At 60.3% G+C, this 14,275-nt stretch carries 16 protein-coding genes; 9 read left to right on the top strand and 7 right to left on the bottom strand.

The features are described 5' to 3' along the window. The first annotated feature begins 10 nt into the window (after positions 1–10). From HXX25_RS08275 to HXX25_RS08290, 4 genes are read left to right on the top strand one after another with little or no spacing between them, the layout of a single operon-like run. Entirely contained in the window at positions 11–760 is a 750-nt protein-coding gene (locus tag HXX25_RS08275; RefSeq protein WP_187165465.1) for a lysophospholipid acyltransferase family protein, read from the top strand. Then, a complete protein-coding gene (locus tag HXX25_RS08280; protein ID WP_187165466.1) occupies positions 757–2,025 on the top strand; it encodes a 3-deoxy-D-manno-octulosonic acid transferase in 1,269 nt (422 codons plus the stop codon). Before HXX25_RS08275 ends, HXX25_RS08280 begins: the two co-directional genes overlap by 4 nt. Further along, the gene (gene lpxK / locus HXX25_RS08285) at positions 2,022–3,032 is read left to right on the top strand and encodes a tetraacyldisaccharide 4'-kinase (RefSeq protein WP_187165467.1); all 1,011 of its coding nucleotides are present in this window, start codon (positions 2,022–2,024) and stop codon (positions 3,030–3,032) included. Before HXX25_RS08280 ends, lpxK begins: the two co-directional genes overlap by 4 nt. Before the next feature lie 9 nt (positions 3,033–3,041). Then, positions 3,042–3,986: a lysophospholipid acyltransferase family protein gene (locus HXX25_RS08290; RefSeq protein WP_187165468.1), complete on the top strand. Its 945-nt coding sequence runs from the start codon at positions 3,042–3,044 to the stop codon at positions 3,984–3,986. On the opposite strand, the gene HXX25_RS08295 is transcribed toward HXX25_RS08290, so the two are convergent. Genes HXX25_RS08295 through xseA form a run of 3 tightly spaced genes read right to left on the bottom strand, consistent with a single transcriptional unit; the run spans position 3,935 to position 6,557 of the window. Next, on the bottom strand, positions 3,935–4,816 hold the full coding sequence (locus tag HXX25_RS08295; protein ID WP_187165469.1) for a M23 family metallopeptidase: 882 nt from the start codon (positions 4,814–4,816) through the stop codon (positions 3,935–3,937). The genes HXX25_RS08290 and HXX25_RS08295 overlap by 52 nt on opposite strands. After that, on the bottom strand, positions 4,813–5,040 hold the full coding sequence (locus tag HXX25_RS08300) for a DUF2093 domain-containing protein (RefSeq protein ID WP_187165470.1): 228 nt from the start codon (positions 5,038–5,040) through the stop codon (positions 4,813–4,815). The genes HXX25_RS08295 and HXX25_RS08300 overlap by 4 nt, the downstream gene beginning before the upstream one ends. A 29-nt stretch (positions 5,041–5,069) precedes the next feature. Next, the gene (xseA, locus tag HXX25_RS08305; protein ID WP_187165471.1) at positions 5,070–6,557 is read right to left on the bottom strand and encodes an exodeoxyribonuclease VII large subunit; all 1,488 of its coding nucleotides are present in this window, start codon (positions 6,555–6,557) and stop codon (positions 5,070–5,072) included. A gap of 99 nt (positions 6,558–6,656) precedes the next feature. On the opposite strand from xseA, the gene purD reads away from it, so the two are divergent. Genes purD through HXX25_RS08320 form a run of 3 tightly spaced genes read left to right on the top strand, consistent with a single transcriptional unit; the run spans position 6,657 to position 10,307 of the window. Beyond that, on the top strand, positions 6,657–7,937 hold the full coding sequence (purD, locus tag HXX25_RS08310) for a phosphoribosylamine--glycine ligase (protein WP_187165472.1): 1,281 nt from the start codon (positions 6,657–6,659) through the stop codon (positions 7,935–7,937). Positions 7,938–7,965: 28 nt separating this feature from the next. Next, positions 7,966–9,243: an amidohydrolase family protein gene (locus tag HXX25_RS08315; RefSeq protein WP_187165473.1), complete on the top strand. Its 1,278-nt coding sequence runs from the start codon at positions 7,966–7,968 to the stop codon at positions 9,241–9,243. After that, positions 9,243–10,307, top strand: coding sequence for a phosphotransferase (locus HXX25_RS08320; RefSeq protein WP_187165474.1), 1,065 nt, complete (start codon positions 9,243–9,245; stop codon positions 10,305–10,307). Before HXX25_RS08315 ends, HXX25_RS08320 begins: the two co-directional genes overlap by 1 nt. On the opposite strand, the gene HXX25_RS08325 is transcribed toward HXX25_RS08320, so the two are convergent. From HXX25_RS08325 to HXX25_RS08335, 3 genes are read right to left on the bottom strand one after another with little or no spacing between them, the layout of a single operon-like run. Then, positions 10,308–10,724: a hypothetical protein gene (locus HXX25_RS08325; RefSeq protein WP_187165475.1), complete on the bottom strand. Its 417-nt coding sequence runs from the start codon at positions 10,722–10,724 to the stop codon at positions 10,308–10,310. 57 nt (positions 10,725–10,781) lie between these two features. After that, complete coding sequence (locus HXX25_RS08330) at positions 10,782–11,189, bottom strand: DUF4345 family protein (protein WP_187165476.1); 408 nt, start codon at positions 11,187–11,189, stop codon at positions 10,782–10,784. A 2-nt stretch (positions 11,190–11,191) separates the two neighbouring features. After that, positions 11,192–12,409, bottom strand: a complete 1,218-nt coding sequence (locus HXX25_RS08335) for an acyl-CoA dehydrogenase family protein (RefSeq protein ID WP_187165477.1) — start codon at positions 12,407–12,409, stop codon at positions 11,192–11,194. An 88-nt stretch (positions 12,410–12,497) separates the two neighbouring features. Here HXX25_RS08335 and HXX25_RS08340 point away from each other — a divergent pair, with 88 nt between their 5' ends. Together HXX25_RS08340 and HXX25_RS08345 are read left to right on the top strand one after the other, a co-directional pair. Next, complete coding sequence (locus HXX25_RS08340; RefSeq protein WP_187165478.1) at positions 12,498–13,229, top strand: sulfite exporter TauE/SafE family protein; 732 nt, start codon at positions 12,498–12,500, stop codon at positions 13,227–13,229. 11 nt (positions 13,230–13,240) lie between these two features. Next, entirely contained in the window at positions 13,241–13,825 is a 585-nt protein-coding gene (locus HXX25_RS08345) for a GNAT family N-acetyltransferase (RefSeq protein WP_187165479.1), read from the top strand. On the opposite strand, the gene HXX25_RS08350 is transcribed toward HXX25_RS08345, so the two are convergent. Further along, entirely contained in the window at positions 13,809–14,270 is a 462-nt protein-coding gene (locus HXX25_RS08350; RefSeq protein WP_233346606.1) for a nucleoside deaminase, read from the bottom strand. The genes HXX25_RS08345 and HXX25_RS08350 overlap by 17 nt on opposite strands. Between the last annotated feature and the right edge of the window lie 5 nt (positions 14,271–14,275).

A 14,275-nucleotide genomic window follows, 5' to 3' on the forward strand; every position in this document is an offset into this window, starting at 1 on the left:
AAAGACGCAAATGTTGCGATCGCTTACATCCTCCGCCGCATTCCAGCAGGTGATTTCGTGGATACTCGCGAAATACATGCAGTTTTGCGCCGCCACAAAAAGCTGGGACAGACGCGGCATGGAACATCTGGACGCCTGTACGCAGTCCGGTGAAGGGCTGATTTCGGCTATGTGGCACTCCCGCCTGAGCCTCAGCTTTATGGGATGGGACAGAAAGGCACCGCAGAAACCGACCATGCTGATTTCCCGCTCGCGCGAGGGGGATTTCATTGCGCGGTTTGCGCACAATATCGGCGTTGATGTCGTCCGTGGATCGTCCCAGAACACTCGAAAGACAAAGCAAAAAGGCGGGATGACAGCCTTTCGCGACATGCAACGCGCCATTGAGAACAAGGCGTGTATGGGCCTGACCGTCGACGGGCCGCGCGGGCCGCGCCAACGGGCCAGCATGGGGGCGATTCAGCTGGCCCGGATAACCGGCAAGCCCATCATGATTTTCTCCCTGTCTGTCTCCAACAAGAAAATCTTCAATTCCTGGGACCGGTTCATGTTGCCCTTCCCGTTCGGTAAAGGCGTGCTGATCTGGAAGGAACCGATGTTTGTTCCGCCAGACGCCGACGAGGACGCGATGGAGGCGATGCGCCTGGAATTGGAACGCCGCCTGAACGAAGCCAGCAGAGAGGCCGATGAAGCGGTTGGCGGGCCTGTGATTGAGCCAGCAGCCCCCCGGCCGCCGCGCAGGGCGGCGCAAGGCGCGTGAGCCTCCCGGTCTCCCTGCGCCTCTACAGGGCAATGGTCTGGCTGGCCGCTCCCGTTTCCGGATGGCTCCTCAATCGCCGGGCCGCGCGCGGGAAGGAAGACCCGGCCCGCATTCGCGAGCGCTTCGGCTATACGGCGGCCAAACGCCCGCAGGGGAAACTGCTCTGGCTGCACGGCGCCAGCGTCGGCGAATCCCTGATCCTTCTGGAACTGGTCCGCCGCTTGTCGGACGTGTCTGACTTGAACTTTCTGGTGACCACAGGCACCACGACGTCGGCGACGCTGATGCGCGAGAAGCTGCCCGAGCGCGCGCGGCACCAATATATTCCCATTGACCGGCTTGCCCCGGTTAGGCGGTTTCTGGATCACTGGAGGCCGGATGCCGCCGTTTTCGTCGAATCCGAACTCTGGCCGAACCTGCTTCTGGAAATGCAAAGGCGTGGTCTTCGGGCCGCGCTCGTGAATGCCCGCATGAATGACGGATCACTGGCGGGCTGGCGCAAGCGGCCCGGGGCCGCCAAACGATTGCTCGCGACGTTTCAATGGATCGGCGCAGCCGATGCCCGCACCGCAATAGGGCTGAGCGAGATCACCGGCCATGCTATTCCGCAGACAGGCAATCTGAAGCTTCAGATCACACCACCGGCGGCAGACGATGCACAGCTGGTGCCCATTCGCGCCGCAATTGGCGGCCGCCCGGTTTGGCTTGCGGCCAGCACGCATGCCGGTGAGGAGGAGATTCTGCTCGACGCCCACCGGCAATATCTGGAAGCCCGGCCAGATGCCCTGCTGATACTGGCTCCGAGGCATCCGGAGCGGGGTGATCACGTCGCGCATCTCGTAAATGAAACGGGTCTGATCTGCGCCCGGCGCTCCGCCGGCGAAACGCCGGGTCCCAAAACCCACGTTTGGCTGGCGGATACCTTGGGCGAGATGGCCTATTGGTACGCGGTCGCCGATCAGGCGTTTATCGGCGGCAGCCTCAGGGACGGTATCGGTGGCCACAACCCGATCGAAGCGACCCGGTCCGACTGCCCGGTCATGAGCGGCCGGTATACGGCCAGTTTTGATGACGTCTTCGCGGCCTACCTCGCCAATGCAGGCGTCACGCTGGTCGACACGGCTGACGACATCGTCAAGGCGCTGGAAAAACCATCGCAAAGCAGTCTTGAGGGCGCCCATCGCGCCTTGCAGGAATTGACAGGCGGCGCAATGGACGAAACGCTGAGTGCCATCCTTTCACTCATTCCCGAAGTCAGACAATGAAGCCCCCTCATTTCTGGTATCAAGAACCGGTAACGCTGATGGATCAGCTTGTGGCCCTGCTCACACGGCCGCTGGCACCGGTCTATGCCGCCAGAGTGGCTGCGCGAATTCGCAATTCCGAACCCGCCAAAGTCGATGCTGCAATTATTTGCGTCGGAAATCTGACCATGGGCGGCACCGGAAAAACTCCGGTGACGAGGGCCCTGATTGAAATGCTCACAGAGGCCGGAACGAAGGCCCATGCTCTTAGCCGGGGATATGGCGGCTCGGTGAAAGGTCCGATTTGCGTCGATCTCTCTCGCCATACAGCGAAGGATGTCGGCGACGAACCGCTTATTCTGGCACAGGCGGCGCCCGTCTGGATCAGCCGCAACCGGCTGGACGGTGCCAGTGCAGCCATCCTGCACGAAGCGCAAGCCATCGTCATGGATGACGGTCACCAGAACCCGCAACTCCACAAGGACCTTTCAGTTGTGGTGATGGATGCCGAAGCGGGATGGGGCAATAAACGCGTCTTTCCGGCAGGCCCGCTGCGCGAACCGGTGACAGAAGGCCTGTCACGCGCGCATGCGATCATCCTGATGATGCCGACTCCCGACTATGAACCGGACTACGATGCGTTGGGATTGACCGATATCGAGCTGCCTGTCCTGAAAGCCTGGCTGGAACCGGTCGCGCCACCGCCGGATGGGCCGCTTTTGGCTTTCGCCGGCATTGGCCGCCCGGAAAAGTTTTTCAAAGCATTGGCGAATGAAGGCGGACAGCTTGCCGGTACCAAGGCCTATCCGGATCATCATGATTTTTCACGCAATGACTTGCGCCAACTGAAATCGATGGCGTCCACCGCGGGCGCACAATTGATCACCACCGAAAAGGATTGGGTGCGCATTCCTGCCGCCGAACGGGACGGACTCCTTTCTTGGCCGGTCCGCGCGAAATTTGCCGAACCTGCCAGAGCGGCCGCCTTGCTCGCTCAGGCATTGGACGCCGCGGCTGCGCGGCGCTAAACCCCGGATATGAGCGCGGACATTCTTCAAAGAATCGGTTGGCGAGCGGAAGCTCTGGCCTGGGACAGTTTTCAGCTGACCTTCCAGTCCATGGGATTGGAAGGCGCTTCGGCCTTCGGCAGTGCGGCCTTGCGCCGTATCGGGCCCATGACATCGGTTCACCGGGTGGCGCGCATCAACATGCAGCGCTGTTTTCCCAATGCGTCCAAACCGGAACTGGATCGCCTTCTGGACCGCATGTGGGACAATTTCGGGCGTCTGGTCGGCGAGAACCCGAACATGCGCCACTACAGGCCTGAAGTTTATGACGAGCGCGGCGAGATTGCCGGCGAAGATATCGTCCTCGACCTGGAGCGACAGGGACAGCCCTATGTTCTGGTAGCTGGACACTTTGCCAACTGGGAAGTGATGGGCGCGGCCATCGCCAAGCTGAATCTCAACTGCAACATCACCTATCGGCATGCAAACAACCCGCTGGTCGACAAGCGAATTCTGGACTCGCGCCATGCCTACGGGATCAAGCTTCTGACCGCCAAGGGCGGCGTCGGTGCGAAGGAATTGCTGTTGAATCTGAAGCAAGGCATGTCCGTCGCCTTGATGAACGACCAGAAAATGAATGACGGAATTGCGGCGCCCTTTTTCGGTCATGACGCCATGACGGCGTCCGGCCCGGCGAAAATGGCCATGCGTTTCGGCGCGCCCATTGTGCCCATTGGTGTCCGGAGAATAGGCGGCACGCGCTTTCGAGTGACCTTCTACGAGCCCATCCCGCATTCAACGCTGGAGGATAAATCCGCCGCGGTGCTGGAAACGGTGACCGGCATCAACAAATGGGTCGAGAACCGCATTCTGGAAGCACCGGAACAATGGTTCTGGGTGCACCGCAGATGGGATAAGGCGATTTATCGCAAGGACGCCGGATCAAGCTCCAGCACCAGTGCCGGATCGATATAACGGTTTCGCCACTTGATCCGCCAGTCGAGATGCGCGCCTGTCGCGCGGCCCCCTGAACCAATCTCACCGATCTGATCGCCTTGCGCGACAATGTCGCCCACCTCGACCTCGACCGCGCCCAGATGCAGAAAGGCGCTGGTGAAGCCCTGACCGTGATCAATGAAGATCAGCCCGCCCTCATAATACATGTCCGGATGCGCCAGCGTGACGATGCCACCCGCAGGCGCGTAGACCGGCGTACCGGCAACATTGGCAAAATCCAGCCCGTAATGCGGACGCCGGGGCTCGCCATTATAGACACGTTGTGACCCGTATACGCCCGAGATGATGCCTTCGGCGGGTTGAATGAAACCCGCGGCGAAACCGGCCCCATCCCAACGGCTGGTATAGGCTGCTGCCTTCATGCGCGATTGCTCACGGATCAGCACAAGCGCCTCTTCCGGAGGATTGACCGTGCGGGGCGGCACGCCGTCCACGCGCTGGATATCGTATTCCCGCTGCTCAACCAGATGCACCTGCCGGATCATTTCACCCGATGGCAGCACAGCGGTCAGCGTCATCTCCTCGTCACTGTCGCGATTGAGGCCGAGAATGAGCCAGCCATCATCATCAGCCGTGGCTGACTGGTCACCCAGCGTCACAATCGTACCGGAAGCGGCCCGGCAGATAATGGCCGCGCCTTCGACATAGTCGCCGATACAATTCAGGGAGGTTTCTGTTACGTCCTGTACTTCTCCTGCAAGCGGAAATTCGGAATCCGCCGTCAGGACATCGGCAATCGGATCCGCGGCGTGCGCCTGCAATGCCATCAAGGCGGCAAGAATGATCATCGGCCCGGCTCCTCGTTTACAGATTTCCAGCGCTCGGCGGACGCCACCCCGTCGCGATAGGCTTCCTGCAGCTCGGCGCTCCAATAGCGCAAATTCTGCAATGGAATTTCTTCTTTTGTGACGGCGCAGCGTACAAAAGACCCCGGCTTCAGGATCATGAAATCGGAATCGCCGAATTCCAGTACAGCTTCGCCGGCAAATTCTTTGCTGAAAGGTGTTTTCATAAGCGTCATCCTAGCATGCTTGTCTCAGCCTAGAACAGTCGGCCCTGCTTTTCGGGCGCAGCCGGTTTGTTCTTGCGAGATCGGGGCCGTGGTGTCCCCGCCTGCCCTTCAATCACTGCATCCTTCCGGCCATCGGCCAATTCGATGGAGACCGCCTGACCGCTCGACAGGCGGCCCGCCGATCTCACCAATTGACCATCTGCATCCCGGACAAGCGCAAATCCCCGTTTGAGAACAGATTGGTGACCCAGAAGCGCATGGCGTCCGGCCACGGCCGCCAGATCACGCGCTTTGCGATTGACGGCCCGCTCACCGGCCTGAACAAGCCGCCCCGCCAGCTTCCGCACGCTATCGCGGTTCTGCACCGCTTGCCGCAACGGGCTGGCACGGCCCAGGCGAGCGCTGATCGAAGACAAGCGCTCACGACCGGATCGGGATTGCCGCGCCAGACTGGCCGTCAAGCGTCCGCCCGCACTGGCCACTTTCTCCGCCTTCGCTCGAACATCCCGGCGCAGAGCGTCCGGACGGATACCCGTTGACGCCAGATCCAGCCTCTGCCGCATGGGGCCGAGCAGGGTTTGGGTTGTTGGAAACGCGCGCGCTGTCGCGCGAAAATCGGTCCGCCGGCGATCGATCAACCGCGTCAGGCCGCGCGACAGGCGATCAGCCCATCCGCGCAGATCCTGCATCAGCTCCGAACGCACCGGAACAGCGATTTCCGCGGCACCGGTCGGTGTCGGGGCACGGCGATCAGAAGCAAAATCTATCAGCGTCGTATCGGTTTCGTGCCCGACCGCTGAAATGAGCGGGATTTTGGAATTTGCAGCCGCGCGAACGACGCTCTCCTCGTTGAAGCACCAGAGGTCCTCGACCGACCCACCACCGCGCGCCACGATCAGCACATCCGGACGCGGGATACCGCCCTGCCCGTCTATCGCGTTGAAACCGTCAATTGCCGCCGCGATCTGCGCTGCTGCCCCTTCGCCCTGGACCAGAACCGGCCACAGAAGAACATGCCGCGGAAAGCGATCCTCAAGCCGGTGCAGGATATCGCGAATGACCGCACCCGTGGGCGAGGTCACAACGCCGATCACCTTGGGAAGATAGGGAATCGGGCGTTTTCGCGATGTTTCGAACAGGCCTTCCGCCGCCAGCTTTTTCTTGCGTTCCTCCAGCAGAGCCATGAGCGCGCCCGCGCCGGCGGGCTCCATGCGCTCGATAATGATCTGGTATTTCGACTGACCGGGATAGGTCGTCAGCTTGCCTTCGCAAATCACCTCCAGCCCTTCCTCGGGCTTGAAATTGAGGCGCGCGGCCAGACCTTTCCAGATGATGCCGTTGATGACCGCCTTGTCGTCCTTCAGATCCAGATAGATATGACCTGAGCGCGGCACAGTGACCCGGCCCAGCTCTCCCCGCACCCGGACGTGACCGAACGCATCCTCGACGGTGCGTTTCAGCGAATTGGCGAGTTCGGAGACTGAAAACTCGGGCGTATTGGACTCGGTTTCTGCCATTCCCTGTTGGTAATCGCTTGTCTTTGCGGCGGCAATGGCGGTGACAGACTCGCCAACAGCTTTCCAATCCGCTAGCCGTGAAGCAACAGGAGGTCGGCGATGAAAATACTGGTCGTAGGCGGCGGAGGCCGGGAACACGCACTGTGCTGGAAAATCCGCAAAAGCCCGCTGGTCAAGGCGCTCTTTTGCGCACCTGGAAATGCCGGAATCGCAAAGGTTGCCGAACTGGTCGACATTGGCTCTGATGACGTGCCCGCCCTGATCGAATTTGCCATTGAAAAATCAATCGATCTGGTGGTGATTGGTCCTGAAGCACCTCTCGTCGCAGGCTTGGGCGACCGCTTGCGTGCCATCAGCATTCCCGTGTTCGGACCCAACGCAAATGCTGCGCAGGTTGAGGCCTCCAAAGCCTTTACAAAAGAACTCTGCGACCGGGCCAATATTCCGACCGCGCGATATGGAAAATTCACCGACCCGGCGGCCGCCAAGGCCTTCCTCGATGAATTGTCGCCACCCTATGTCCTGAAAGCCGACGGCCTGGCGGCTGGCAAGGGCGTGGTCATTCCAGAGACCCGCGCGGAAGCCGAAGCCGAAATTGACGAGATGATGTCGGGAAAATTCGGCGCCGCGGGCAAAACCCTCGTGATCGAGGAATTCCTAAAAGGTGAAGAAGCCTCATTCTTCGCGCTTTGCGACGGCACGACAGCCATGCCGATGATCGCGGCGCAGGATCACAAACGCGTCCATGATGGCGACAAGGGACCGAATACCGGCGGTATGGGGGCCTATTCACCCACGCCGATAGCCGATCATGCGCTGGTGCGGCGAACCATGACGGACATCATTATCCCGGCGATAACCACCTTGGCGAATGAGGGCATGCCCTATTCCGGCGTTCTGTTTGCCGGCCTGATGATTGGCGAAGACGGCCCGAAGCTTATTGAATTCAATGCGCGCTTCGGCGACCCGGAATGCCAGATTCTGATGACGCGCTTGCTGAGCGACATCGTTCCGTATCTGAAAGCCTGCGCTGATAACGAGCTGGCGCTGATGCCACCCATGTCCTGGCACGGCAGCGCCGCCGTAACAGTCGTCATGGCCGCGAACGGCTATCCCGGTGACTATGAAAAAGGCACCGAAATTCGAAATGTCAACGCCGCCGACGCACTGGATCATGTCACCGTTTTTCACGCCGGCACAAAGCGTGGGGCGAAGGGCGAGCTTCTGGCCAATGGCGGCAGGGTTTTGAACGTCACGGCCAGCGGCGACACCTATGCCCAGGCGATTGAACGCGCCTATCAAGCGGTCGACACGATTGACTGGCCTGAAGGCTTCTGTCGCCGCGATATAGGCTGGCGTGCACTCGAGAGTTCACGCTAGTCTGTGCAGCATCCCCGGGGAGGATCAAATGAAATCAGTTTTCGCTGCCATTCTGGCTATTGCATTAAGTCCGCTGGCGTTCGCGCAGGACGACATCACGGTCATTCACGCCGGCTGGCTTCTGGCAGTCCCGGGGGACGCCCCCGCTGAAGACCAGTCCATTGTCATAATTGGCGAGCGGATCGACCGCATTGAGGACGGTTTCGTCGAAATCGAGGACGCAACAATCATCGATCTCTCGGATCAGTATGTTCTGCCGGGCCTGATCGATAGCCATGTTCACCTGCTGTCAGAACTCAACCCGAACCGCCGTTTGCAGAATGTGACCTTCTCTTCGGCTGACTGGGCCATTGATGGCGTTCGCAATGCCCGATCAACCCTGATGGCGGGTTTTACGACCGTGCAGGATGTTGGTGGCGACCTGGAAGCCATTATCGCTTTGCGTGACGGTCAGCGCGATGGCGATATCGTCGGTCCCCGCATGCGTGTATCCGGCCCGTCCGTCACGCCAACAGGCGGTCATGGCGATATCAACGGCTATAACGAAGACATCATGCACGCCTTCTCCAGCCAATCGGCCTGCAATGGTCCGGACGACTGCCGGCGCGCCGTGCGCGAACTCGTGCGCGCCCGCGTTGACCTGATCAAGATCACAGCGACCGGTGGCGTGCTGTCGCAAACCGCCGCAGGAACCGAACAGCAATTCTTCGACGACGAACTGGCCGCGATCATGGAGGCAGCCAGCATGATGGGCCGGTATGTGACCGCCCATGCCCACGGCGTCACCGGGATAAATTCCGCAATTGAAAATGGCGTTCACTCCATCGAACACGGTACCTATCTGGATGGTGAATCCATCCGTCTTTTCCGGCGCAACAATGTCTATCTCGTGCCGACACTTCTGGCCGGTGCGACAGTTGTCGAACTGGCCGAAAACGCGGACTGGATGAGCCCGGAAACACGGCAAAAATCCCTCGAAGTCGGCCCGCAAATGCTCGAAATGGCCCGCCGTGCGCATGAAGGCGGTGTGATGATTGCCTTCGGCACCGATACCGGCGTCTCTCGTCACGGCGACAATGCCCGCGAATTCGCACTACTGGTCGAGGCCGGCCTGTCACCGATGGAGGCCATCCGGTCCGCGACGGTTACGGCGTCCGAACACGTCATGATGGACGACGACATCGGCACCATCGAGGCCGGCAAGTTTGCTGACATCATTGCCGTTGCCGCAAATCCTCTGGAAGATGTAACGGCGTTGGAAGATGTGGGTTTTGTGATGCAAGGCGGAGAGGTCTATTCCGACTGATGGCAAACATTGATGATACCTTTTCGGGCACCAAGGACGTTGCGGATGCCCTTCGATTCGACGAAACCGCTTTGCTCGAATGGATGGAAGCCAATGTCGACGGCTTCTCCGGCCCGCTGAAAATCGGACAATTCAAGGGCGGCCAGTCAAACCCGACCTACAAGCTGGATTCGCCCGGCGGATCCTATGTTCTGCGCCGCAAGCCACCGGGAAAATTGCTTCCGTCAGCCCATGCCGTCGACCGCGAGTTTCGCGTGATGAGCGCCCTGGGCGGGCAGAATTTCCCGGTGCCGAAAATGCATGGCCTGTGTGAAGATCCGGACGTTATTGGCACCGCCTTCTACGTCATGGACTTCATTGATGGACGTATTTTCTGGGATCCCTTCCTGCCCTCGATTGACGGCAAGGAACGGGCGAAAATCTACGACTCGATGAATGAAACACTGGCGTCACTGCATGCCTTTGATCCGGCGGAAATCGGCCTTGGCGATTACGGCAAGCCGGACGCCTATATCCCCCGCCAGATCGCGCGATGGTCCAAGCAATACAAAGCATCGGAAACCCGAACAATCGCCGCCATGGACCGATTGATCGAATGGCTTCCGGCAGCCGCGCCGGAACAGGACCGCGCCAGCATCGTGCATGGCGATTTCCGGCTGGATAACATGATTTTCGCCAGGGATGAGCCGAAAGTCGTCGCCGTGCTCGACTGGGAGCTCTCGACGCTTGGCGATCCGTTGGCCGACTTCACCTATCAGCTCATGCAATGGCGGACGCCAAAGGAAATGCGCAATGGCTTCCTGGGCGCCAATCTGTCAGAGCTCAACATTCCCGACGAAACGGCCTATGTAGAGGCGTATTGCCGCCGGACGGGGCGTTCCGGTCTGCCGCAGCTCGACTTCTACTTTGCCTATAATCTGTTCCGCCTCGCGGCCATTGTGCAGGGCGTCTACCATCGCTCGACGCTCGGTAATGCTTCCAATGCGAAAGCAAAGGAATACGGAGCCATGGTGGAGCCGATGGCGGATTACGCATGGTCGTTTGCGGAAAAAGCGGGCGTCTGATCAGCCGCCGATATGGCCGAGGAAAGGTGACCAGAGCGCCAGGCCCATAACGGTTTCAAAGCCGACCGCCGCAAGGTTATAGCCCGTGCGCGTTTCATGATCGCGGTTGTCAGCGACTATGGAAGCGATACGGCCGAGGGCCATGCCGATCCAGAATGCACCCATGGCAAAGCTGGTACCCATCAAGGCCGCCGGGCCGGCCTGAGATCGCATGAAAAAGGTCAGCAGGATCGCGGCATGTCCAAGGAAAAACGCCCCGCCATAGCTGGCGCGGAATTCCGCCCAACCACCTTTCCATCTCGGATCGGCTTGCAAGCGAACCACCGACGCGCCCCAGCGCGGGACCACCAGGCTGGCCCCCCCCATGAGACAGCCGATAGCGGCGGCGATGACCGTCGGGATCAGAACCATTTCCATGCAACGCCTCTCCTGCCAGCTTCTGTCGTGAGTGACATAGACCGGTTTGCGCAGAAGTCAGGCCGGTGGCTGGATCACGAAGACAATGACCGGCAGCGCAAAGGCGACGGCGGCCACAAGTTCAACGCCCAACGACACATAATTGTGCCGGGTCCGGACGGCTGGCCCGTCCAGCAGGAGCGACAATACCCGGCCAAATGCCGCGCCGCCCCAGCCAAAACATAGAACAGCCGCCGCACCGATAACGCCCTGACCGAGCAGGACCGCAGCCAGGAATGCGACATGAAGGAAGAAAAAGACCCCGCCGAACGTCGCCCGGAATTCGGCATAGCCGTCCGGATTGTCCGGGTCAGCCTGCATCCGGACCATCTTCGCCGACCAGGCCGGTGAGATCATGGCGCCGAGCCCCAGCCCGGCACCAATGACTCCGAAAATCCCGGCAATGCCCGTGGCCATGCTTTCCATGATCAAGCCTCGTTCGAATGCCGCTTCATTTCCATACGCGCAATCGCCCGCTCATGCACCTCATCCGGGCCATCTGCCAGACGCAGGGTGCGGATACCCGCATAGGCGCTGGCCAGCGGTGTATCGGCCGAAACCCCGGCCCCGCCGTGAATCTGGATCGCATCGTCGATCACCTGCAGGGCCACACGTGGTGCCAGCACCTTGATCATGGCGATCTCGCGCTGGGCGACCTTGTTGCCCACGGTATCCATCATCCAGGCCGCCTTAAGCGTCAGAAGACGGGCGCTTTCAATATCGATGCGCGCCTTGGCGATGCGGTGATGCCAGATCGAGTGATCGGCAACGCGCTGACCGAACGCCACGCGGCTCATGCCGCGCTTGACCATCAGTTCCAGTGCGCGCTCCGCGGCGCCAATCGTGCGCATGCAGTGGTGGATGCGGCCCGGTCCAAGCCGGCCTTGCGCGATCTCGAAGCCACGCCCCTCGCCCAGCAGCATGTTGCCGGCGGGGACGCGAACATCCTTCAGTTCGACTTCCATATGGCCGTGCGGCGCATCATCATAGCCGAAGACGGGCAGATGGCGCTTTACCGTCACGCCCTTGGCATCGGCCGGCACGAGGATCATCGACTGCTGGCGATATTTATCGGCATTCGGATCCGACTTGCCCATCACGATATAGATCGCGCAACGCGGATCACCGGCACCAGATGACCACCATTTGCGGCCATTGATGACGTATTCGTCGCCATCGCGCTCGATCTTGCACTGGATATTGGTAGCATCGGAAGAGGCCACATCCGGCTCAGTCATCAGGAAGGCCGAGCGGATCTTTCCGGCCAGCAGCGGTTCCATCCACTGCTTTTGCTGCTCTGGTGTTCCGTAGCGGGCCAGCACTTCCATATTGCCGGTATCCGGCGCGGCACAGTTGAACACCTCAGATGACCACGGCGCACGCCCCATTTCTTCGGCCAATGGCGCATAATCGAGATTGGTCAACCCGGCGCCTTTTTCGGATTCCGGCAGGAACAGATTCCAGAGGTCGGCGGCCTTGGCCTTTTCCTTCAGCTCTTCGATGATCGGAATCACCTGCCAGCGATTTTCGCCAAACCCGGCGAGTTGTTCGGCGTAGGTCGATTCATTCGGATAGATGTGTGCGTCCATGAAGGCGCGCAGGCGGTCCAGATAATCCTGGCATCGCGGTGAATACGAAAATTCCATAAGAGCTCCCCTTAAATCCCGGTCGGATATTTGAATACGATCTGACACCGACTATAGCCGGGTCAATAGCTTTGCGGGGATGATTCACATGACATGGCCCTTCATTATTGTCGCAGCCCTCGTGACGTCCTTTATTTCCGGAATATTCGGAATGGCGGGGGGACTCATCCTGATGGGCGTTCTGGCCCTGCTCCTGCCGGTTTCGACAGCGATGGTCACCCATGGCGCCATCCAGAGTGTCTCGAATGGCTGGCGTGCAATCCTGTGGCGGGATTTTATCGATTGGCGCGTGCTCGGCATTTATCTCGGCGGATCTGTTGCCGCCTTCGCGCTGCTGATCGGCATTGCGTTTGAAGTGTCAAAACCCTGGCTATTCATCATTCTGGGGCTGGTACCCTCGCTGGTCTGGATCCCGAAACGTCACCTCCATCTGGATGCCCGGCGTCCCGACCATGCCGTATTCTGCGGTTTTGCCGTCACCGGGTTGAACATCGTCGCGGGCGTCTCCGGGCCATTGCTCGACATCTTCTTTGTTGCCGACGGCATGGACCGGCGCAGCATCGTCGCGACCAAAGCCTCCACACAGGTCGCCGCCCACGCCGCGAAAATCGCCTTCTACCTGGCCCCCGCTCTGGCCGGAGGGGACCTGACTGAATGGCCATGGCTGCTGGCGGCCGCACCGCTGGCCATTATCGGCACAACGCTCGGTGCCCGTGTGCTCAATCTGATGAGCGACGCGGATTTCCGAAAATATACGAAATGGATCGTGACGGGCGTCGGCCTGATCTATGTGATACGCGGCGTCATTCTCTTGAGTTGAGACCCGCCACCATGAATTTGACGCCTGCCATTCTCGAAAACATCTGGGTCAGACTGGAGCCCATGAGCGACACCCATCGCGAGTCCCTGCGGCCGCTGGCCGGCGACCCCGACATCTGGTCGCTGATGACGCTGCGCGGCGATGGCGAGCATTTCGATGCCTGGTTCGACCTGATGCTGGACACGCAGGCAACCGGCACACAGATCAGCCATGTCATCTATCGCAAGACCACCGGCGAAATGGTCGGACATTCCGCCTATCTCGTGATTTCGCCACCCAATCAGCGCGCTGAAATCGGCTGGACCTGGTATGCGGCATCCGCCCGCGGCACGGAGGTCAATCCGGCGTCCAAACTCGCCCTGCTCGGCCGCCTGTTCGAATGCGGCGCCGAACGCGCAGAGCTGAAAACCCATGGCCTCAACAAGCGGTCACAGGCCGCTATGCTGAGAATGGGCGCGCAACATGAGGGCACGCTGCGACGGCAGATGCGGACCTGGCGAGGCGACTTGCGCGATACGGCCTGGTTCTCAATCTTGAAAGACGAATGGCCGGGTGTGAAAGCCGGGCTCGAAGCGCGCCTCAGCGCCGCTTCCTGAAAAAGACCCGGAGCAACTCTGAGCTTTGTTCGGCCAGAACGCCTGACACCAGCTCGGGTTTCCAGTGACAGGTCGGCTGGTCGAAAAAGCGCGGGCCATGCAGGACGGCTCCGCCCTTTTCATCGCTGGCACCAAACACAACGCGGCCGATCCGCGCGAAACTGATGGCACCCGCGCACATGGCGCAAGGCTCCAGCGTCACATACATTTCCAGCCCGGACAGTCGGTAATTCCCTAGCTTTTCCGCCGCGATACGAATGGCCCGGATCTCGGCATGCGCGGTCGGATCATGACCGGCAATCGGCGCATTCCCAGCCTTTGCAAAAACCTGATCGGTTGCCGGATCAACGATCACGGCACCGACCGGCACTTCACCAGCATCAGCGGCGGCTTGCGCCTCGGCCAGTGCCAACTGCATAAAGGATTGATCGCGGGTCTCGCTCATGACAC

The organism is Hyphobacterium sp. CCMP332 (assembly GCF_014323565.1).
In the GTDB taxonomy this organism is placed as follows: Bacteria; Pseudomonadota; Alphaproteobacteria; order Caulobacterales; family Maricaulaceae; genus Hyphobacterium.